The sequence below is a fragment of the Burkholderia seminalis DSM 23518 genome, from assembly GCF_902832885.1.
GTDB classification, from domain to species: domain Bacteria; phylum Pseudomonadota; class Gammaproteobacteria; order Burkholderiales; family Burkholderiaceae; genus Burkholderia; species Burkholderia seminalis.
This window is the reverse complement of record NZ_CADFDK010000010.1, coordinates 1-18,344: the sequence shown is the minus strand read 5'-3', so window position 1 is coordinate 18,344 and position 18,344 is coordinate 1. Positions and strand designations below refer to the sequence as shown.

At 64.7% G+C, this 18,344-nt stretch carries 27 protein-coding genes; 8 read left to right on the top strand and 19 right to left on the bottom strand.

All coding sequences use genetic code 11. The features are described 5' to 3' along the window. From HWX00_RS25970 to HWX00_RS25955, 4 genes are all read right to left on the bottom strand, one after another. Entirely contained in the window at nucleotides 1–246 is a 246-nt protein-coding gene (locus HWX00_RS25970; protein ID WP_175027582.1) for a helix-turn-helix transcriptional regulator, read from the bottom strand. A gap of 110 nt (nucleotides 247–356) precedes the next feature. Next, nucleotides 357–1,001 carry a hypothetical protein gene (locus HWX00_RS25965; RefSeq protein ID WP_175027583.1) on the bottom strand — a complete coding sequence of 215 codons (645 nt, stop codon included), beginning with the start codon at nucleotides 999–1,001 and terminating at the stop codon, nucleotides 357–359. A 232-nt stretch (nucleotides 1,002–1,233) separates the two neighbouring features. After that, a complete protein-coding gene (locus HWX00_RS25960) occupies nucleotides 1,234–1,551 on the bottom strand; it encodes a hypothetical protein (protein ID WP_175027584.1) in 318 nt (105 codons plus the stop codon). 9 nt (nucleotides 1,552–1,560) lie between these two features. Next, on the bottom strand, nucleotides 1,561–2,028 hold the full coding sequence (locus HWX00_RS25955) for a hypothetical protein (RefSeq protein ID WP_175027585.1): 468 nt from the start codon (nucleotides 2,026–2,028) through the stop codon (nucleotides 1,561–1,563). 101 nt (nucleotides 2,029–2,129) lie between these two features. On the opposite strand from HWX00_RS25955, the gene HWX00_RS25950 reads away from it, so the two are divergent. Beyond that, on the top strand, nucleotides 2,130–2,396 hold the full coding sequence (locus HWX00_RS25950; RefSeq protein ID WP_175027586.1) for an Arc family DNA-binding protein: 267 nt from the start codon (nucleotides 2,130–2,132) through the stop codon (nucleotides 2,394–2,396). Between the two features lie 135 nt (nucleotides 2,397–2,531). Here the strand turns inward: HWX00_RS25950 and HWX00_RS25945 are convergent, their stop codons facing one another. The 8 genes from HWX00_RS25945 to HWX00_RS25910 all read right to left on the bottom strand — a co-directional run bounded on the left by HWX00_RS25945 (nucleotide 2,532) and on the right by HWX00_RS25910 (nucleotide 7,278). Next, nucleotides 2,532–2,702 (bottom strand): hypothetical protein, encoded by a 171-nt coding sequence (locus tag HWX00_RS25945; RefSeq protein WP_175027587.1) that lies wholly within the window; start codon nucleotides 2,700–2,702, stop codon nucleotides 2,532–2,534. Between the two features lie 61 nt (nucleotides 2,703–2,763). After that, on the bottom strand, nucleotides 2,764–3,042 hold the full coding sequence (locus tag HWX00_RS25940) for a hypothetical protein (RefSeq protein ID WP_175027588.1): 279 nt from the start codon (nucleotides 3,040–3,042) through the stop codon (nucleotides 2,764–2,766). 189 nt (nucleotides 3,043–3,231) lie between these two features. After that, nucleotides 3,232–3,519, bottom strand: a complete 288-nt coding sequence (locus tag HWX00_RS25935; protein ID WP_175027589.1) for an XRE family transcriptional regulator — start codon at nucleotides 3,517–3,519, stop codon at nucleotides 3,232–3,234. Between the two features lie 280 nt (nucleotides 3,520–3,799). Continuing rightward, nucleotides 3,800–4,183 carry a hypothetical protein gene (locus HWX00_RS25930; RefSeq protein ID WP_226194186.1) on the bottom strand — a complete coding sequence of 128 codons (384 nt, stop codon included), beginning with the start codon at nucleotides 4,181–4,183 and terminating at the stop codon, nucleotides 3,800–3,802. Between the two features lie 257 nt (nucleotides 4,184–4,440). After that, the gene (locus tag HWX00_RS25925; RefSeq protein ID WP_175027590.1) at nucleotides 4,441–4,650 is read right to left on the bottom strand and encodes a hypothetical protein; all 210 of its coding nucleotides are present in this window, start codon (nucleotides 4,648–4,650) and stop codon (nucleotides 4,441–4,443) included. A 74-nt stretch (nucleotides 4,651–4,724) separates the two neighbouring features. Next, complete coding sequence (locus tag HWX00_RS25920) at nucleotides 4,725–5,444, bottom strand: DUF3800 domain-containing protein (RefSeq protein WP_175027591.1); 720 nt, start codon at nucleotides 5,442–5,444, stop codon at nucleotides 4,725–4,727. Between the two features lie 311 nt (nucleotides 5,445–5,755). Next, nucleotides 5,756–5,914, bottom strand: a complete 159-nt coding sequence (locus tag HWX00_RS25915; RefSeq protein WP_175027592.1) for a hypothetical protein — start codon at nucleotides 5,912–5,914, stop codon at nucleotides 5,756–5,758. Between the two features lie 245 nt (nucleotides 5,915–6,159). Continuing rightward, nucleotides 6,160–7,278, bottom strand: coding sequence for a right-handed parallel beta-helix repeat-containing protein (locus tag HWX00_RS25910; RefSeq protein ID WP_059558214.1), 1,119 nt, complete (start codon nucleotides 7,276–7,278; stop codon nucleotides 6,160–6,162). Nucleotides 7,279–7,780: 502 nt separating this feature from the next. On the opposite strand from HWX00_RS25910, the gene HWX00_RS25905 reads away from it, so the two are divergent. Next, nucleotides 7,781–8,119: a hypothetical protein gene (locus tag HWX00_RS25905; RefSeq protein WP_175027593.1), complete on the top strand. Its 339-nt coding sequence runs from the start codon at nucleotides 7,781–7,783 to the stop codon at nucleotides 8,117–8,119. A 42-nt stretch (nucleotides 8,120–8,161) separates the two neighbouring features. On the opposite strand, the gene HWX00_RS25900 is transcribed toward HWX00_RS25905, so the two are convergent. Then, a complete protein-coding gene (locus HWX00_RS25900; RefSeq protein ID WP_049032606.1) occupies nucleotides 8,162–8,902 on the bottom strand; it encodes an SDR family NAD(P)-dependent oxidoreductase in 741 nt (246 codons plus the stop codon). Between the two features lie 115 nt (nucleotides 8,903–9,017). Between HWX00_RS25900 and HWX00_RS25895 the strand changes: the two genes are divergently transcribed. After that, entirely contained in the window at nucleotides 9,018–9,641 is a 624-nt protein-coding gene (locus tag HWX00_RS25895) for a TetR/AcrR family transcriptional regulator (RefSeq protein WP_175027594.1), read from the top strand. Between the two features lie 40 nt (nucleotides 9,642–9,681). On the opposite strand, the gene eco is transcribed toward HWX00_RS25895, so the two are convergent. Then, nucleotides 9,682–10,182 (bottom strand): serine protease inhibitor ecotin, encoded by a 501-nt coding sequence (eco, locus tag HWX00_RS25890; RefSeq protein ID WP_175027595.1) that lies wholly within the window; start codon nucleotides 10,180–10,182, stop codon nucleotides 9,682–9,684. Nucleotides 10,183–10,325: 143 nt separating this feature from the next. Here eco and HWX00_RS25885 point away from each other — a divergent pair, with 143 nt between their 5' ends. Continuing rightward, entirely contained in the window at nucleotides 10,326–10,640 is a 315-nt protein-coding gene (locus HWX00_RS25885) for a hypothetical protein (protein ID WP_034190701.1), read from the top strand. A gap of 196 nt (nucleotides 10,641–10,836) precedes the next feature. Here the strand turns inward: HWX00_RS25885 and HWX00_RS25880 are convergent, their stop codons facing one another. Continuing rightward, nucleotides 10,837–11,238, bottom strand: coding sequence for a hypothetical protein (locus HWX00_RS25880; protein WP_175027596.1), 402 nt, complete (start codon nucleotides 11,236–11,238; stop codon nucleotides 10,837–10,839). Between the two features lie 117 nt (nucleotides 11,239–11,355). Here HWX00_RS25880 and HWX00_RS25875 point away from each other — a divergent pair, with 117 nt between their 5' ends. Together HWX00_RS25875 and HWX00_RS25870 are read left to right on the top strand one after the other, a co-directional pair. Continuing rightward, nucleotides 11,356–11,736: a DUF5594 family protein gene (locus HWX00_RS25875; RefSeq protein ID WP_034190699.1), complete on the top strand. Its 381-nt coding sequence runs from the start codon at nucleotides 11,356–11,358 to the stop codon at nucleotides 11,734–11,736. A 182-nt stretch (nucleotides 11,737–11,918) separates the two neighbouring features. Then, nucleotides 11,919–13,286: an MFS transporter gene (locus tag HWX00_RS25870; protein WP_034190698.1), complete on the top strand. Its 1,368-nt coding sequence runs from the start codon at nucleotides 11,919–11,921 to the stop codon at nucleotides 13,284–13,286. Nucleotides 13,287–13,305: 19 nt separating this feature from the next. On the opposite strand, the gene HWX00_RS25865 is transcribed toward HWX00_RS25870, so the two are convergent. The 3 genes from HWX00_RS25865 to HWX00_RS36975 all read right to left on the bottom strand — a co-directional run bounded on the left by HWX00_RS25865 (nucleotide 13,306) and on the right by HWX00_RS36975 (nucleotide 15,645). Next, on the bottom strand, nucleotides 13,306–13,896 hold the full coding sequence (locus HWX00_RS25865; protein WP_059558215.1) for an AAA family ATPase: 591 nt from the start codon (nucleotides 13,894–13,896) through the stop codon (nucleotides 13,306–13,308). Then, nucleotides 13,889–15,310: an alpha,alpha-trehalose-phosphate synthase (UDP-forming) gene (gene otsA, locus HWX00_RS25860; RefSeq protein WP_034190697.1), complete on the bottom strand. Its 1,422-nt coding sequence runs from the start codon at nucleotides 15,308–15,310 to the stop codon at nucleotides 13,889–13,891. The genes HWX00_RS25865 and otsA overlap by 8 nt, the downstream gene beginning before the upstream one ends. Nucleotides 15,311–15,447: 137 nt before the next feature. Further along, nucleotides 15,448–15,645, bottom strand: coding sequence for a hypothetical protein (locus HWX00_RS36975; RefSeq protein ID WP_080287933.1), 198 nt, complete (start codon nucleotides 15,643–15,645; stop codon nucleotides 15,448–15,450). A 286-nt stretch (nucleotides 15,646–15,931) separates the two neighbouring features. On the opposite strand from HWX00_RS36975, the gene HWX00_RS25855 reads away from it, so the two are divergent. Together HWX00_RS25855 and HWX00_RS25850 are read left to right on the top strand one after the other, a co-directional pair. Beyond that, nucleotides 15,932–16,483 (top strand): hypothetical protein, encoded by a 552-nt coding sequence (locus HWX00_RS25855; RefSeq protein ID WP_034190696.1) that lies wholly within the window; start codon nucleotides 15,932–15,934, stop codon nucleotides 16,481–16,483. Then, nucleotides 16,480–16,974, top strand: coding sequence for a hypothetical protein (locus tag HWX00_RS25850; RefSeq protein ID WP_034190695.1), 495 nt, complete (start codon nucleotides 16,480–16,482; stop codon nucleotides 16,972–16,974). The genes HWX00_RS25855 and HWX00_RS25850 overlap by 4 nt, the downstream gene beginning before the upstream one ends. A gap of 66 nt (nucleotides 16,975–17,040) precedes the next feature. Here HWX00_RS25850 and HWX00_RS25845 read toward each other — a convergent pair. Further along, nucleotides 17,041–18,344: ABC transporter ATP-binding protein (locus HWX00_RS25845; RefSeq protein ID WP_244131195.1), on the bottom strand; the 1,304-nt coding region annotated here is incomplete at its 5' end.

The window sequence follows — 18,344 nt, the reverse complement described above, 5'->3', positions numbered from 1 at the left end:
TTACGCAGCAGCCATCGCTTGCGCTTGGTAGGCGGCTGGGTTCTTCATCCAGCGGTGCACTTCCTCATTGCTGTAAACCGTGCACCGTTCAGTCCAGCGCTGCGGCTGCGGGGCGCGACCTTCTTTCACTAACTTGCGCCACGTTTCACGGCTCACCGGAATGAACAGCTGAAGCTGATTCCAGCGTGAGAAGCCGACCGCGGGAAGCGTCGCGAGGGCCTTGTTGGTTTCGGCATTTGCACGCATGCTTTGTCGCTCCTTGGCGTCGTTTGCATGCGTGACAAGATGTCAGAACCTAAACAGGCGATGAAGTGAGGGAACTTCACTTTCCCTATCGAAGCCCCGCCCGATAAGGCTCAGCGGGCGATGATGGGGATTCGATGAAGTTTGGTAACGTCGATAGCCGGATGCCGGTTTGAATACCGGATGGACGCAAGGTACTCCGCGCACCGCTCCGCGCCCAGCAAGAATTTGAGGAATTGTTGTGGATCACTGGCATCCGGCCCACGGTCGGTCGCCGAGTTTATGATCAGATGCGCCATCCAGAAATGCAGGACGGTAGCAAACTCGCGTTTCACTTCCTCGAAGTACTTCCGCTCCATCTGGTCCGAATCCAGGTCCGGGTACACGTCCGTAAGACGCTTCTTCGTGTCCGCGTAGTTCGCCTGCTTGAACTCTTGCGCTTTGCGATAAGCCTTCGCAAGCGACGGCTTGGAATCGGCGGGGGACTGGAACATATCGACAAACGGCCAAGCGGCCGCCATGCCTCGCCTTGTCGCCTTCTTAACTCGCTCCAATATCTCTGGACGGGACACCTGTGAGCAGGAAGTCAGAAACAGGTAATCCTCCGCGGATAACCCGATACGCTCCCCCTTCAGTGCCGCGCGATCGTGACGAAGGTAGAGGCCGAACGCTCTACGCGCGGCTTCATCGGTGGGGAAAGCCATCAACGCTTGGAGATCGTCGGCGGCAATAGGCGGTCCGGAGTTCAAACCCATCATGCGCCCTCGCGCAATCCCCTCAGAGGTCGGGCACCCCTGACGGCCGGCGAGGGAACCGGTTTTCGCCCCGTCGGGCTAATCAAGGGTGTCTGTTCGTGGCTCGCCTATCGGAAAATGAGCCGCCACAAGATGTTCGTGAACGTATCGACTCCGGTGTGACAAGCGTGGCGCGATAGCTCAGTTTGCGGTCGATCTGACGGTGCCGCTGGAGCCAACTCCAACTGCCGTTAGATCAACTCGCGGTAGCCACCGTCCCATTGTCAGTGATTTCCATCAATCCGCTTGCCAGCTTCTCGATCTCTTCACGAAGGTCGACAAGAGTGCAATGCACTGGGAGTTCGCCCGGGTTGTCTTCGGGAAGCGCTTCTACCATGAAGGAGAGTACGTTATAGATCTTCCATGCTTCCGCTGATTTGGTCATCAACAGCTCTCTAACATGCTTCACCGCGGCGTTGTCCCCCGCTCTCCACTGCCGCACTCGGACAGCATCGTTGTCGTCAGATACCGTTGCGCCGGAAGATGCCGGAGACGATTCTTGATTGATTCGCATGTTGTTCCCCTAGTACGCCGAGTCATTGGCGGCGTGTTGTGACGAGAAGCGCTTGAGCTGCCAATCCCGAATCTGAACGAGCGCAGCGGCCCATTCGGCTGGTGACAGCCGGCGCCAACGTTTTTCGGGTTTCGGCCATACGCGCCGCACCCGAAATTCTTCAATATCGTGCCAAGCGGGGCTGGCCGGATTTGCCTTCGACGCTGGACTGTATAGAGCCACGAATGCCGGAAGCCCAGCCATACGTGCAAGCTGGTGGATCACACCGGTTGCCTTGTCTTGTCCGATGTCTCGTGCGACCTCTACCAGTGCCAGAGGCAGCTTGTTCGAGCAACCGAACTCGACAAAAAGCACACTGTCCAGATCAGCCATCGTCAATGCCTTGGCCTCACGTGTGCCGATGAACCGGCTGATCGAACGCGTCCGATGCCACACGCCGTAGGCTCGATCGCGGATGAGGAATTGTTCTTCTTGCATGGTCGTCTGAAGCGCCGAACCGCCTCTGTTGAATCGCCTTGATCGAAATGTAGCACGGTGCTTTATTGATTTCAAGCACGGTGCTACATTACAATGCCCGCATGGCCCGAGACGATCCGCAAATCAACCTTCGCATCCCGCTCGAATTGAAAGAGCGGTTGGATGCCGCGTCAACCCAAAAGAGACGGTCCTTGACCGCGGAAGTGGTTGCCCGATTGGAAGCGAGCTTTTCGACTGGCGGCGAAGATGGGGGCCTTCATATCGACGATCGAACACTTGATTTGTTCGCTGAGCACATCGCGGAAAAGGTCGTTGGGGCGCTAGACAATCGAGAGAAGCCGAAGCGTCAGCCACGGACACGAGATTGATGCGCTACTAAAGAGCCCCGCGCAGGCGGGGCTTCATGGTGCTCGTGGGAGGTGGATCAGTGATGGGCCTTCATTCACGCTTTCGATCCGAAGCTCCCTTGGCAGCGCCGGACCATAGAGATCCATATCTCCAAATTACTGCATGCAATCCGCCTCACCGGCGACGCGCAAAATATCGCCGACAAGGTCACTCGCCAGCCACAAGAGCGTGGCGTCCTCTTCTCTGCCGGCTGCTGCCGCGGCATCGCGATGCATGTTCCACAGCAGTGCACGTAACTTAAGCGCGTTGTTCTCGATTTCGTTCATTCGCCCATGGTCGGCCATGCGCGGTAAAGGCGGCGTGCCAGACTGTGCTTCGGTAGAGTTGCTACTTGCCATGACGAACCCCGCGCGCGTCGAAACCCGCCTTCGCCGCTCTTTCGCGAATTCCATCGATATCGTTCGCCTGTAGGTCTGCTTGCAGAGCACCGTGCTCACAAAGAACCTTGATTTCGCGGTCGCTCGTCAGCCGGGAAATGCTGCGAAAGATTGCACTCATCGCCTCGGCCTGCTCGTAGGTGATGTTTGCGGTGTATTCGATGTCATCGACGGACACAGGTTCAAATCCGTCTATGAGAACGCGTTCGGTAGAATCTGCGTTAGCCATGATACGAACCTCCATTACAGGTCGTGTTGCGGTCAGGCGGTCTTGGTGCGCCAACACCTTGGCCGCCGCTCTTCGTTGCTAGATACGTCGAAATGACTCTGCACGATGACGCCGGATATCGTATTCGGCGCCCCACAGCAAGGCACTCCTCGCGACAACGGCGACGCTGCGAAGCTGCCGCTATCGCAGTTATTCCTCGTGGGTGGAGTCCAGCACTTCGGCGTTGAGATCGATGGTCGCGCCGATGTCCTGCATACGTTTAAGTACGCGATTGAGCGTCTTTTCATCCAATTCAAGCCGAGCCGCCGCAAAGAACAGCATCTGCGGCCCCATTGGGCGCGGTGTGTTTCCGCCCGTATATTTGCGCCACTGGTGATCGCCAGCTAGGCCGAATAGCTCGGCAAGCTGCTTACCGGTATATCCCAGCTCGTGCTTGAGATCGGCAAGGTTCTTCGTCGTCGGGGGGATGTACAGCATTGCGGTGTGCCTCGAATGGGCGAGCGTGAAACAGGAACTTCATGGTCTTTCCTTTCGGGATGAGGGCTGCGCAAAGTGCACTACCACACGAACACAATATTAGACCCCTAGGGTCTAATGTCAAGAAATATCACAGCCCCGAGACAAGCAGTTATGAAAGGTCATGAGCCGCCACCGACATCGAGGCTCGTCCGTCGCCACACTTCAATTTTCTAGGAGTACTACTCAGTTCATGGAAGGAAATAGATTGCTCAGTAGCAACCTCGCCGCGGCGAAATCACTATTCGAGCTTCCAGTTTGTCACCTCGGCGTACACATGCGTATAGCCGAGTGCTGCAAACAAGTGATACCTATGAAACCCTGCGAGCAATTCGTAGCGTGGTTCCCCTGACCGTTGGTACAGCATCAATGGCGGCAATGGAACACCATCCCTCACTGCGTCTAGGATGCTCGTGCTTCGAATCACGCCAGGCCTGTCAGGATCGGGTTTGTTGAAGTTTGGAGTGCCAGCATTCCTCCGAGGCGAATCGATCAAATCGATCGCAACCAGTTCACCGCCAGTACTCGCCGGCGCCGCACTTGCCGGGAGGAAATCGGCCATACCAGCGTCGGCAATTAGGGCCCGCGCCTCTGACAAAACGCACGAATCGATATAGTCCATCATGCAATGGTCGCATCCAGATGTCTCGTCGGTCCAACATAGCGCTGCGCGACGTCACGGTAGCAATTGGTGCACGACATGCACGTGAACCGCGCACCCCGCCACGCGCGAGCGTCGACGTACGATGCTTGTCGTCGAATCAACTCTCATGCCGAAGCTCAAACGCGCACAGCAGTGATGGCATTCGCTCCGCGCCATGCTCGACGCATGCGAGCGACTTCGGCGCTGCGGTAACGCCTCCTTAGACTCGGCAAATCACATCAATCGTCATTCGCATAGCCGCCAGGTGCCGGCAACCCGCCGAGCGCGAGAAGGGCACTAACTCCGAAGAACAGAACGACGAACGTCAGCACGCCGACCCAAAAACGCCCGCTCAGTCGGCGTGCACGCACACCAGCCCATATCGCGCCCGCGAGCACGCCGAGATAGATGACGAACGAGCCGAGTTGGAGGGCAAAGGAGTTCAGCATAGCAGGCCGATCAAACGGAGGCAGATATGAAAAGCCCCGCTCGAGGCGGGGAGTGCGAACAGGCAGGGGCGTCGTCAGCCTTGGTTGTTGATCCACCAGCGATATGGCGCATAGTCGACCCACAATGGCTCTGGTTGAGGTGGGTTGAAAAACAAACTCTTCTGCATCACGTGTGGACTGAGCGTCTTGTACGCCTGGCTACTCTTGAACTCATGGTGCCCCCATACAACGCCAGCCAGAATGTCGACAAATTGCAGCGGAAGGCAGTCCTTGCTTTCCCACGGTGTAGTTTGTAAGAACGCTCCCGACCCACATGCGGCCAGTTCGGTCCGTAGGTAGTCGTGCATCGAGTGCTTGAGCTCTACCTTAATTGTGCGCGCATCAGGAATGAAATGCACCGCCTCCTCCTGAGCCATAAGCTTGAGGAGGAGCAATTTCACCATGTAGTTATACAGGCCATTTGGATGGCGCCGGAAGCCATCTTGGACATGCTCTTTTCGAACGGTGATTGTCGCAAACGTGATGCCAGGATAGTTTTGCTTGATCCCAGAAAGTTGCGTAGCGAAATGGTCACGTTCACCGGACGATAGCGATACGGACTTTAATTCATTGTCCGTGGACCGCCTCCTCTTCTTGTACAGGCCACGTATGACTCGATTCAGCGCCTTTTCATGGTCGTCAGGGATTACGGCGGCGGCTAACGTGAAATAGCGACTCGATCCCCCGCGGCCGTATGGCTGGTCGAGGCTCCAGCCCAGACACCCGCTCTCGTCCAAGTATATTGTTTTCGCCATATGAAAATAGCCTCCGCAAGGGAGGCTATTGAGAAGAGGTGGTACCCGGGCCTGACGTACTTACAGTACGCTTACGATTGACGGTATCGATTTGTCGCAGGGCTGGTCCAGGCGTATTTAAACCGTGATACCGCTACGGGACTATTATGCGGTTGCCTGCCCAAGTTTTCAAGGAATTTCCCCTACTTTCCCCCCTTTCCTGCTCGCTTGGGACAGCCCGGATTGTTCCCCATTTTCGAGTGGCGTGATCACCAAGATGGCGAGCACTCCTCTATCGAACGAGCCCCTACAGGCGGCTCTATCCCAGGGGGCTACTTGCGATGCTCGTAACGATCTCCGGTGCGAGCGTTCTTGTATTTGCCGCCCTTGTGAGAAGATCCGTGGCCGCCGGCATAGTGGCCACCGCGCGCGAGGACGATGGTGGGCGCCACCAAGGCGGCACAAAGCAGGGCTGCGATGATCCGTTTCATAAAGTGGTCTCTCTCAATGTTGCGTTTTTTGGACTTCGGCCTGCTGAGGGCGGCGCTTACGTGCCGCCAAATGATTGTATCGGGCGATTCGCGCATCGTGCTCTGAGTGAGCGCCGAATCGTTCGGGGCATTTTTGGGGGCACAATTACAAAAAATATCTCTCAAGCCAAATCCCATCGTACAGACATGAATTCTGTCGGGGGACCAACATTCCCCCCGCCAGCCTCACCCTGCCCAGTCCGCTCTCACATCAACCCCGTCCTCACCTGCGGCATCAAACTCGCATCCGCCCCCGTCACGGAAAACGCCCCTTTCGCAGCCGACACCCCCGCCGGCTGCGCCAGCAAGCTGCCATCGCCCAACCGATTCGCATCGACGACCATCTGGCTCGCCGCACACCCGCTCGCCAGCAGCGACACGGGCGAACCGGCGATCGACGAGAACGTGTTCCCCGTCACGCTGAACGAGCACACGTTCCCATACGCCCGGAAACCCGCATAACCGGAGCCGGACACGCTGTTGCCCGTCACCGCGACATTCGTCACCGTGCCCGTCGACGTGTCCAGTTCGAGCGCCGCCTGCTGCGTCGGCTGCAGCCCGTTGTTCGCGTTCGAGTTCTGGATGTTGGTCACGACGTTGCCGCTAATCATCACGTTCGACGCACCGAACGAGTTCCAACTGTCCTCCTGCGCCACCAGGATGCCCGCCGCCTTCTGCACGCCGTCGACCGTATTGTTCGAGATCGTCACGGCCTGGCCGCCGACCACCGCCATGCCGCGCCCCCACACGTTGCCGGACACCGCGTTATGGTCGATCAGCACATTGCTGCTGACGCGGCCGTCCCCCCGATAGCTGACGACCGCGATCATGTCGTCGCCGGTGGCCGTCACCGTATTGTTCTGCACGAGCACGTTGATCGATCCGTTGGTCGTATGGATCCCGTCCGCCAGTGTGGCGCTCACCGTATTGCCGACAATCGCGACGTCGCTGCCGCCGAACACGAAGATCCCGGCGCTGGCGCCGCCCTGGATCGTCACGCGCAGCACCTGGACGCCCGCACCGGTCACGTCGACCTTGGTTGAGGCCGGCGTCGTGAGCCGCGTCGTGCCGGTACCGACCAGCGTCACGCCCACGAGCGTCGAACCTGTGCCACTCATCACGATCGTCTGGTCCGCGGGATTCGTGGCGGCCAGCGTCGCGCCGTATCCGGAAATCACCGCCTGCGGCACGCTGACCGTGAGCGAATGCCCGACGACGTAACGCCCCGGCGAGATGACGAGGCGCTGGCCGGCTTTCAGGCTGTCGAATGCCTTTTGCAGCGCGTCGGCCTGATCGCCGCCGTTGGCTGCCGGATAGACGGTCACATCCGCGACGAGCCCGGAATTGGCACCCTGCGTGGGCGCGCGCGCCGCGCCGGGCGTCGTACCGGCCGCGGTGGACGCGGGCACGGGGCTGGCGGGATTCGCCGACGACGGCGAGCCGCCGGACGCCGCGCTGGCAGGCTCGGCAGGCGATGCCGGCGGAACGGGTGTGCCCGCAACGGTCTGCGCGGGCGGCGCCGCACTGTCGCCGCCACCGCCGCACGCGGCAACGCCAAGGCAAAGCGCGGCGAGCATCGCGCGATCGACTATATGCATAGGATTTCTGACGGACCGGAGGTGGCGTCATCCTAAGGATGCGTCGCGCCTTTGTAAATGAGGCCTTCGTCCGCCCCGGCGCACTGTATGTCCGACGCACGAACCGTTGGCGCGCCCCTCCGATTCATCGCCGTGTCATGCGACATGTGATCGCACTTTGTCCGTGCACCACGGTGAGGCACCGCGCATTGCGTAGAATCCCGAACCTTCGCTCGCACCGGACCCGATCATGATTCGAACCATCGCGGCACTGGCCGCCCTTTCGGCGCTGACCTGCACGGCGAACGCCACCGACACCGATATCGGCACGGCTCGCGCCACGCCGCGCTATGTCAGCCCGGGCATCGCCAACGTCACGACGGCGGCAGCACCACTTCGGGACAGCACATCGCCCGACGCACGCTGCCGCGAACTGGCCGCGCGCATCGACGCGGTCACGCACGCCCCCGACCGCGGCCACAAGGTCGTGCGCCGCGTCGGCCCGGACGGCAAGCCGCGCAACGAACTGCACGCCTACGACAAACGGGCCGACCTCGAAACCGAGCATCAACGGCTCGGCTGCCGATAACGAACGTCGCGCCGCCCGGCCGGATCCCGCCGGGCGCGGCCCTTACGCGTTCGCACCGCCGTCGATCGTCAGGCCCGTGCCGTTGATCGACCGCCCTTCCGGCCCGACGACGAAGGCCACGAGCGCGGCGACGTCATCGGCCTTGCCGTACTGCGGAATCGCCATGCGCGAACGCTGGGCACTGGCGTGTTCGCCGTCGGCCGGATTCATGTCGGTATCCGTCGAACCCGGATGCACGATATTGACCGTGATGCCGCGCGAGCCGAGGTCGCGTGCGAGCCCCTGCGTCCAGCCGATCAGCGCGGCCTTGCTCGCCGCATAGAGACTCATTCCCGCATCGGGCACGCGCGTCGCGAGGCAACTGCCGGTCGACACGATGCGCCCGCCCTCCCCGAGATGGCGCGCCGCCGCCTGCGACGCGACGATCACCGCGCGCACGTTCACGTTCAGCGTCGCGTCGATGTCGTCGAGCGTGAGGTCGTCCAGCGCGCCGGCCCGGAAAATCCCCGCGTTGTTGACGAGGATGTCGAGGCCGCCGAGCGCCTCCGCGGCACGGTCGACCGCGTCGCGCACGGCAACCGGATCGGCGCTGTCGGCCTGGATCGCGACGGCGCGGCGGCCCTGCGCCTCGATGCCCGCGACGACGGCCTGCGCCCGCTCGGCCGATTTCTCGTACGTGATCGCGACGTCCGCGCCCTCGTCCGCCAGCCGTTTCGCGATTGCCGCGCCGATGCCGCGGCTGCCGCCGGTGATGAGTGCACGCTTGCCCTGAAGTCGGTTCATGTCGGTTCCTTTCCTTATTTATGTAACGACCGACACAGAATGTAGCGAGTTGCGTCGCACAGTCAATTGATTTATTTTATCGATCGATACAGAAATCGACGCAGGGATGGACGCAATGGCTGAACGGGGCCGACCGAGAAGCTTCGACAAGGAAGCGGCGCTGGATCGCGCGATGGAGGTGTTCTGGCGCCTCGGCTACGAAGGTGCGTCGATGACGGACCTGACGGCCGCGATGGGCATCGCGTCGCCGAGCCTGTATGCGGCGTTCGGCAGCAAGGAAGCGTTGTTCCGGCAGGCGCTCGAGCACTACGTCGCGACGGAGGGACGGGAAATCTGGGGTGGCGTCGAACGGGCGGACAGCGCACACGACGCCGTGCGGAACTACCTGATGGATACGGCGCGCGTGTTCACCCGGCGCTCGAAGCCGCCCGGCTGCCTGATCGTGCTGTCGGCGCTGCATCCGGCCGAACGTTCCGACACGGTCCGGCAAACGCTGATCGGGATGCGCGAGGGCACGGTCGAGGCGCTGCGGGATCGTCTCCGGCAAGGCGTCGCGACCGGCGAGATCTCGGCGCACGCGAACCTCGATGCAATCGCCCGTTACTACGTGACGGTTCAACAGGGCATGTCGATCCAGGCGCGCGACGGCGCGAGCCGCCGCGATCTGGAGGCCATCGCGCAGGCCGCGCTGGGCGCATGGCCCGCGCTCGTCGGTGCGGGCAGCACGGGCGGCGCGTAGCGTCTGGACACTGCCGCACGCAACCGCGCCGGCGGGTGGCTTACTGCTTCGTGGCCTGCTGCACGTCCTTCGACGCATGCCACACGCGATAGCGCACCTCGAAGCCGTCCGGCACGTAGACGACGAGCGGCAGGCGGCTGTTGTAGCGCAGCAGCTGTCCGTCGCCGCGCATCTGCACGAACCGTTGCTGCGGCGCCTGGCCCGGGCATGCCATCAGCGTCGATGCCGGCCCCTTCACGTCGGTGAGCTGGTAGTACGTATAGCCCCAGCCCTTCACGTCCTCGGCGGTCAGCTCGCCGCCGAACCATTGCTGGTTGCAGTCGGTCTGCAGCGTCTTGCCGATCATCAGCTCGACACGCGCATCGCCTTCGTTCTCGAGCGCGGGCAGCCCGATCACGACGCGCTGCTGGCCGGCCGCCGCCTGCGGAAACATCTTGATCGACTCGGCCGGCACGGCGGGCGCCGATGCGGGGCTCGCCACGCACGCGGCGGCAGTCGTTACGCAGATAGCGGCCAGGGCGGCCCGGATCGCGAATTTCATCGATGTGCTCCTGAAAAACAAAAGAGCCCCGGATCCTAACACTTTCGCATCAAGACCTTACTGAGCTGTAATTTGCGGACACAATTGCAAACAGCTGTCGGTTCCCGTGCGCGGTACTTATACGGCAACCAACGGAGAACATCATGCTGAAGCTCATTGCTGCCGCCGGCGTCGCCACCTTGCTGGCCGGCTGCGTCGTCGCCCCGGACGCCGGATACGGCTACGGACAGCCCTATTATTCCGATCCCGGCTACGCGTACGCGCCGTCGCCCGTGTACGGCACGGTCAACATCTGGGGCGGTGGCGGCGGGCGCGACTGGGATCGCGGCCGGCGCGACTACCACCGCTGGGACGGCGATCGCGGCAACCGCGGCAACGGCTGGGGACGCGGCGGACGCCGCGGCGACTGGAACGACGGCGGCGGGCGCGGTGACGGCGGTGGCGGCCATCGTCACTGACGCGCAATTGCAACCGTTTGTATCCGCGCACGGCCCGCCGGTGGCCGGTCGCGCGTCACGCAGGCAAACGGACGGTCGCACAAAAGCACCGGCCCTCGCATGAAGCGAGGGCCTTTTGTCGTCCGGTCCCGCGAATGAACCCCGGCGGGTGCCGGCCTGCCGGCGCCCTGTCCGTTCACGCGTCGCGTGCGCCCGCTTACCAGCCGGCCGGCTGCGCGTAGCCGCCCCGCACCGGCGCACCGCACACATACGCGCGCTGGTAACGGTCGTAGCAATAGTTCGGGCCGTCGTCCTGGTACTGCGCCTGCTGATAGGTCGGATACGCCGGCTGCTGGTATGCCGGCGCCTGGTAGTACGTCGGCGGCTGATAGGCCGGTGCCTGGTAGGCGGGCGCCTGATACGCGACGGGCGGATTCATCGCGGACGTCACGATCGCGCCCAGCACCGCGCCGCCGATCAATGCGCCGATGACGGCGCCGCCGTCGCGGCCATGCGCGGACGCCGGGCCCGCGATGGCGAGCGAACCGGCGAGGACACACACTGCGGCAATCTTTTTCATGATGGACTCCCACGCGAAGTGGTACTGGATGCGATGCATTGTGGCGGCACGCGGCCGTAATAGATGCAGCAAGTGGTAACGCGCGATTACCGGCATCGGGCCCACCGGAACGCCGCGCCGCCGTGCTACGATTTTCGGCACACAGGAGACGCCTTCATGCAGCCCGAAACCGCCCGCCGTTTCGATACCGAATTCGCGCCGCGCATCGCGCAGGCAATCGCCGCCTTCTTCGCCGAGCACGTACTGACCGACGTCGTCCCGTACGGTGGCCACGGGCATCCGACGCGCGTGCAGATCCGCAGCGCGCCGCACGAGCATGTGAGCGGCTTCGAGCATCCGCTGAATCTCGAGCTGACCTGGGACACCGACGAAATCGAGCGGCTGATGGAGCCGGACGGCCCGCAGCGCTTCGAGCACTACCTGGCCGCGCTGCCGAGAAAGCTGGGCGCGTGGCAGGGCGCGCGCGACATCGATCTCGCGTCGCGCACGCAGGCCGATCCGCTCGTGCGGCTCGGCGGCCTCGACTTCGAAGGCTGAGTGCCCGCGCCGGCCCGCGGCCGAGCATGCCGGCGTCGCGTCATGCGGCCCGGTGATACACTCGACCGGCCCCGTTCCGGTGCCGCCGCACCGAGCGGGCCGTTCATCGCCGCCACCCTCGCGCATGGTTGCGCACGCAACCGGCAACCGGGTGCGCGGACAACCAAGCTCTCGCTCCCGTCATGAACGCCGATACCGGCCTGCCGCTTCCGCAACGCTACTGGGCGATCGTCTGCGTCGCCCTGGGCATCACGCTCGCCGTGCTCGACGGCGCCATCGCGAACGTCGCGCTGCCGACGATCGCGCGCGACCTCCACGCGTCCGACGCCGCATCGATCTGGATCGTCAACGCGTACCAGCTCGCGGTCACGATCACGCTGCTGCCGCTCGCGTCGCTCGGCGAGCGCATCGGCTATCGCCGCATCTACATCGCCGGGCTCGCGCTGTTCACCGCGGCCTCGCTCGGCTGCGCGCTGGCCGGCTCGCTGCCGATGCTGGCCGTGATGCGCGTGATCCAGGGGTTCGGCGCGGCCGGCATCATGAGCGTCAACGCGGCGCTCGTGCGGATGATCTACCCGTCGTCGATGCTCGGGCGCGGGCTGTCGATCAATGCGATGGTCGTCGCGCTGTCGTCGGCGATCGGGCCGACGGTCGCCTCCGCGATCCTGTCGTTCGCATCGTGGCCGTGGCTGTTCGCGGTCAACGTGCCGATCGGCATCGCCGCGGTCCTCGGCAGCCTGCGCGCGCTGCCGGCCAACCCGCTGCACGACGCGCCTTACGATTTCCCGAGCGCGCTGATGAACGCGTGCGTGTTCGGCCTGCTGATCACGGCCGTCGACGGGCTCGGCCACGGCGAACGCCATGCGTACGTCGCGGCCGAGCTGGCGGTGGCGTTCGTCGTCGGCTACTTCTTCGTGAAGCGCCAGCTGTCGCAGCCGGCGCCGCTGCTGCCCGTCGACCTGATGCGCATCCCGATGTTCGCGCTGTCGATCTACACGTCGATGGCATCGTTCACGTCGCAGATGCTTGCGTTCGTCGCGCTGCCGTTCTGGCTGCAGAACTCGCTCGGCTTCTCGCAGGTCGAGACGGGCCTGTACATGACGCCGTGGCCGCTCGTGATCGTGTTCGCCGCGCCGCTCGCGGGCGTGCTGTCGGACCGCTATTCGGCCGGCATCCTCGGCGGGATCGGGCTCGCGCTGTTCGCGGCCGGGCTGCTGTCGCTCGCGACGATCGGCGCGCATCCGGGCACCGTCGACATCGTGTGGCGGATGGCGCTGTGCGGCGCGGGCTTCGGGCTGTTCCAGTCGCCGAACAACCGCGCGATGCTGTCGTCCGCGCCACGCGAGCGCAGCGGCGGCGCGGGCGGCATGCTGAGCACCGCGCGCCTGACCGGCCAGACGCTCGGCGCCGCGCTGGTCGCGCTGATTTTCGGGCTGTCGCCCGATCGCGGGCCGACGATCGCGCTCTATGTCGCCACGGCATTCGCGGCGGTGGCGGCCGTCGTGAGCATGCTGCGCATCACGTCGCCAAGGCCGGACACGGCGACCTGAGACTACCGCGCGACGGGCGTCACGCGCCGTCGAGCGCGTCCATCACGAAGCGCACGCGCGCCTTGACGCCGACGCGCGGCAACTCGATCAGCCGGTAGCCGTACGACGTGTAGCACTCGACCATCGCGTCGTAGGTCCGCTCGGCTTCCGCGAAATCCTGCCGGCGCTCGGTGTCCTGCATATAGATGTCGGGCCACGGCGGCGCGATGAACACACGCCGGTGATAGCGAAAACGGCGGGCCGCCGCTTCCGCGTGCGCGGGGACCGGCAGGCCCGTCAGCCGCAGGTAGCCGACCACGTCCGGCACGCCGCGATCGAAGAACACGGGCCCGCGCGCCTGCCGCGCGAGGTGGTACGAACGCATCTCCCAGCTCAGCATCAGCTCGGCGAACGCCGCCGGGTCGCGCCACGGCAGCGCGAGGCCGTCGATCGCCATCTGGTCGCGGATCACGCCGCGCCCGGCTTCCTGCGAGCGCGCAAAGCCGGCGCGCTCCAGCGCATCGAGCAGCGTGCTCTTGCCCGAACCCGGGCCGCCCGTCACGACGAAGAAACGGCCGGCGGCGTCCGTCTCTTCGTCCTCGGCACCCGCGCCCGGGGCGAACTCACGCATGCGCGACGCGCCGGCCCGCGCGCCGCGTGACCGACGCGGCCGCCGCGACACTGCGCAAGTCGGCGACGAACGTGTCGCGCCAGACCGACAGGTCGTTTTCACGGAGCCGCGCGAGGTTTTCCTCGTGACGCGCCTGCCGTTCCGCGAGCGGCATCGACAGCGCACGTTCGAGCGCTTCCGCCATCTGCGACAGGTCGTACGGATTGACGAGCAGCGCACCGGTCAGCTCGGCCGCCGCACCGGCAAACTCCGACAGCACCAGCACGCCGGGATCGGCCGGATCCTGGGCTGCGACGTACTCCTTCGCGACGAGGTTCATCCCGTCGCGCAGCGGCGTCACGTAGCCGACCTGCGACATCCGGAAAAACGCCATCAACAGGTTGCGTTCGTACTTGCGGTTCAGGTACTGGATCGGCGTCCAGTCGAGTTGCGAGAAGCGGCCGTTGATGCGGCCGGCTTCGCCTTCGAGCGTTTCGCGAATGTCCTGGTAGGTCTGCACGTCCGAACGCGTCGGCGGCGCGATCTGCAACAGCGACACGCGCCCCTGCCAGCCCGGCGCGTTCGCGAGCATCCGCTCGAACGACTGGAAACGTTCCACGAGCCCCTTCGAGTAGTCGAGACGGTCGACGCTCATCACGAGCTTGCGGCCGTCGAGCGCCTCGCGCAGCATCTTCACCGGCTTGCGCGTGCCGTACTGGACGGCCGCCTGCGCGATCGCGTCGGGATGCACGCCGATCGGATAGGCGGCGACCTTCACGACACGGCCGTGCGCATGCAGCATCCCGTCGTCGCTGGCCGCGCCGATTCCGCGCCGTTCGATATAGTCGGTGAACGCCTGCTTGTCGGCGTCGGTCTGGAAGCCCGCGACGTCGTACGCGCACATGAACTTCACGAGTTCCTCGTGCGGCGGCACGAGGCGCAGCATGTCGGGCGACGGAAACGGGATGTGCAGGAAGAAGCCGATCGGGTTCTTCACGCCGAGCTCGCGCAGATAATGCGCGAACGGCAGCAGATGGTAGTCGTGCACCCAGATCAGGTCGTCGGGCCGCAGCAGCGCGGCGAGCTGCTTCGCGAGCATCGCGTTCACGCGCAGATAACCGGCGTACTCCTGACGATCGAAGCGCGCGAGATCGCCGCGGTAGTGGAACACCGGCCACAGCGTCGCGTTCGAGAAACCGCGGTAGTACTGGTCGTAGTCGCGCCGGGTCAGGCCGACCGTCGCGTACGTGACGTTGCCGTCCCGCTGGATCGCGGGTTCGGCGTCGGGCGCGCCGACGATCTCGCCGTTCCAGCCGAACCAGACGCCCCCGCTTTCCTTCAGCGCGTCCATCACGCCGACGGCCAGGCCGCCCGCGCTCGGGCGCGTGTCCTCGCCGGCGGCGACACGGTTCGATACCACGATCAATCTGCTCATGCGGTTTCCCTCCTCGATTCGATAAGCTCGCGCGCGGCGCGCGCCGAAGCGGGCGCGGCGGCCCGAAGGCGGCCGCGCGGCGATTCAGTTCCGAGAAATGCAATGAAATACGGCGGTGGAATGCAACGCCGACGACATCAAGCGTCCTGCTCCTGACCGAGGTCGCGTTGATAGTCGAGCCCTTCCGGGCGAGCGCCGCCCTGGTTGTGATCGCCGTCGGACGGCGTCTCGTCGGGCGCGCCGGCGGGCGGCGCCGGTGGCGCGTCGGTCCGCGGACGCGGGCGGTCTGCTCCCGCGTCGGGCGGCCGGTGTGACAACCGTTTTGAACGGCGCATGGCTGGGTGTCTCATGTGCGGCGCGGCTCGAGGCCGTCGGAGAAACATTCCATAGCAAAACAGTCTAGGTCGGTTCGCGGCACGCCAAGGTAACAATTACCTTCAATTTGTAACGTTTCGACCCCTCGCCAATCATCTATCCGACAATAGCGCCGCGCGTGCGCGCGGCATGCCGGCCGGCGATTTGTCAAAGCTTTGCAATTTTCCTATGACAATTGCGAAACAATGATGCGGCATCAGGGCGTGCATGCGCCGCCGCTCACCCAGACAGGACTTGCACTCAGGGATGAACATTCGCTTCGAATCGCCGCGTCGGGCCATGCCGGCGCGCATCGTGCTGGCCGTCATCGCCACGGCCGCACTGCTGTCAGGCTGCAACTCGCTGTACAGCGAAGGCGCGACGGCCGGCGCCGGTATCGCGGGCGCCGCGATCGCGTCCAAGGTCACGAACAACGCCGCCGTCGCGACGGGTATCGGCCTCGGCGCCGTGGCCGGCGCGCGGGCCGGGGTCCAGTACTCGCAGCGCGTCGCCCACCGTTACACCCAGGAACAGATCGCGAAGGCGGCCGGCCCGCTCGATGTGGGCGGCGTCGCGCCGTGGTCGACGCACCACTCGTTCCCGATCGAGGACGACGAACAGGGCCGCGTGACGGTCAGCCGGATGATCAGCGTCGGCCCGCTCGACTGCAAGGAAATCGTGTTCGCGGTCGACACGCCGGCGAAGGCCGACAAGGCCGCGCAATCGGCGTTCTACGTCGCCACCATCTGCCGCGACGGCCCCGCATGGAAATGGGCGTCCGCCGAGCCGGCGACCGAGCGCTGGGGCGCGCTGCAATGAGCGTCGCCCTCCGTCTCGCGGCGATCGGCGCGCTGTGCGCGGCAACCGCCGCGCTGTCCGGCTGCGGCTCGGTCGGCGCGGCAAGCGGCGCGCTGGCCGGCGCGGCGACGGGCCTCGTCACCGCGAATCCGGCGGTCGGCGTCGGCGTCGGGATCGCCGTGCAGGCCGCGACCGACGAGGCCGTCAACCGCACGATGAAGCAACTCCATCAGAACCAGCAGGACGCGATCGCGAAGACGGCCGGCGGCCTGGCCGTCGGCGAAGTGAAGCCGTGGAAGGTGAAGAACACGCTGCCGCTGGAAAACGGCGAAGGCGAAGTGCGCGTCACGCGCGCGTACGCGTCGGCGCTCGCGATCTGCAAGGAATTCGCGTTCTCGGTGAAGGACGGCGACAAGGCCGACTGGTATTTCGCGAATGCATGCCAGCAAGGCACGCACTGGAAGTGGGCGTCGGCGGAGCCGGCGGTCGACCGGTGGGGGAACCTGCAGTAACGGACGATGCGCGCCGCGTCACGCGCGGCGCCTGCGAATGCCGGGCCGACGGCCCGGCATCGTCGATCAGGACTCGACGTCCTCGAGACTGAAGATCTCGGTCTGGTCGTTGTACGAGAAGATCTCGCCGTAACGGCCCCAGTCGATCACCGCGTCGAGCGTTTCCTCGGCCGCGCCGTCCGACAGCGAATCCTCCAGCTCCTGCTCGAAGCGCACGCGCGGCGCGCGATGGCCCGGGCGCTCGTTCAGCACCTTCTTGATCCGGGCCGCCAGCGGCACGTGCTTCAGCAGGTGATCGGCAAACATCAGCTTGCGCTCCTGCGTGCCGAATTCCGCGAACACGCGCCCCGGCGGCGTCAGGAACACATCGCCTTCGCGCACGTCCGCGAAACCGAGGTACTGCAGCACTTCGGCGATCGGGAACAGGTCGTCGACTTCCAGATGCAGCGTACGCGCGATTTCCGGCATGTCCGCGCGGCCGTGGTACGGCGCCATCGCGAGCGTCTCGATCAGGCCGGCCATCAGGTTGGTCGACACCTGCGGCAGCCAGCTGCCGAGTTCGAGTCCCTTCTTCGTCGCCTCGCCGGTCTGGCGCGCCGTCATCTTCGCGTAGATGTCGTCGACGAGCTTGCGGAACGCCGGGTCGAGCCGGTTGCGCGGATGCTTGAACGGCACCTTGATCTCGGCGATCACGCGGCCCGGGTTCGACGACAGCACGAGGATTCGGTCGCACATGAACACGGCTTCCTCGATGTTGTGCGTGACGATCAGCACCGACTTGATCGGCATGCGGCCCTGCGTCCACAGATCGAGCAGGTCGGTACGCAGCGTTTCGGCCGTCAGCACGTCGAGCGCCGAGAACGGCTCGTCCATCAGCAGGATCGTCGGGTCGACCACGAGCGCGCGCGCAAAACCGACGCGCTGGCGCATGCCGCCCGACAGCTCGCGCGGGTACGCGTTCTCGAAGCCGTCCAGACCGATCAGGTCGATCGCGGCCAGCGCGCGCTCGCGCCGCTCGCGCGCGCCGACGCCGAGCGCCTCGAGGCCGGCTTCCACGTTCTGCAGCACGGTGAGCCACGGGAACAGCGCGAAGGTCTGGAACACCATCGCGACGCCTTCGGCCGGGCCGGTCAGCGGCTTGCCGAGGTAGGTCACCTCGCCGCCGGTCGGTTCGATCAGGCCGGCGATGATGCGCAGCAGCGTCGACTTGCCCGAGCCGGAACGGCCGAGCAGCCCGACGATCTCGCCTTCGCGCAGCGACAGGTTCGCATCGTCGAGCACGAGCAATTCGCCCTGCGTCTTGTTGAAGCCGCGGCAAACGTGATCGACGCGCAGGATTTCCTCACCGAGGCGCGGCGGCTGGGACGTCT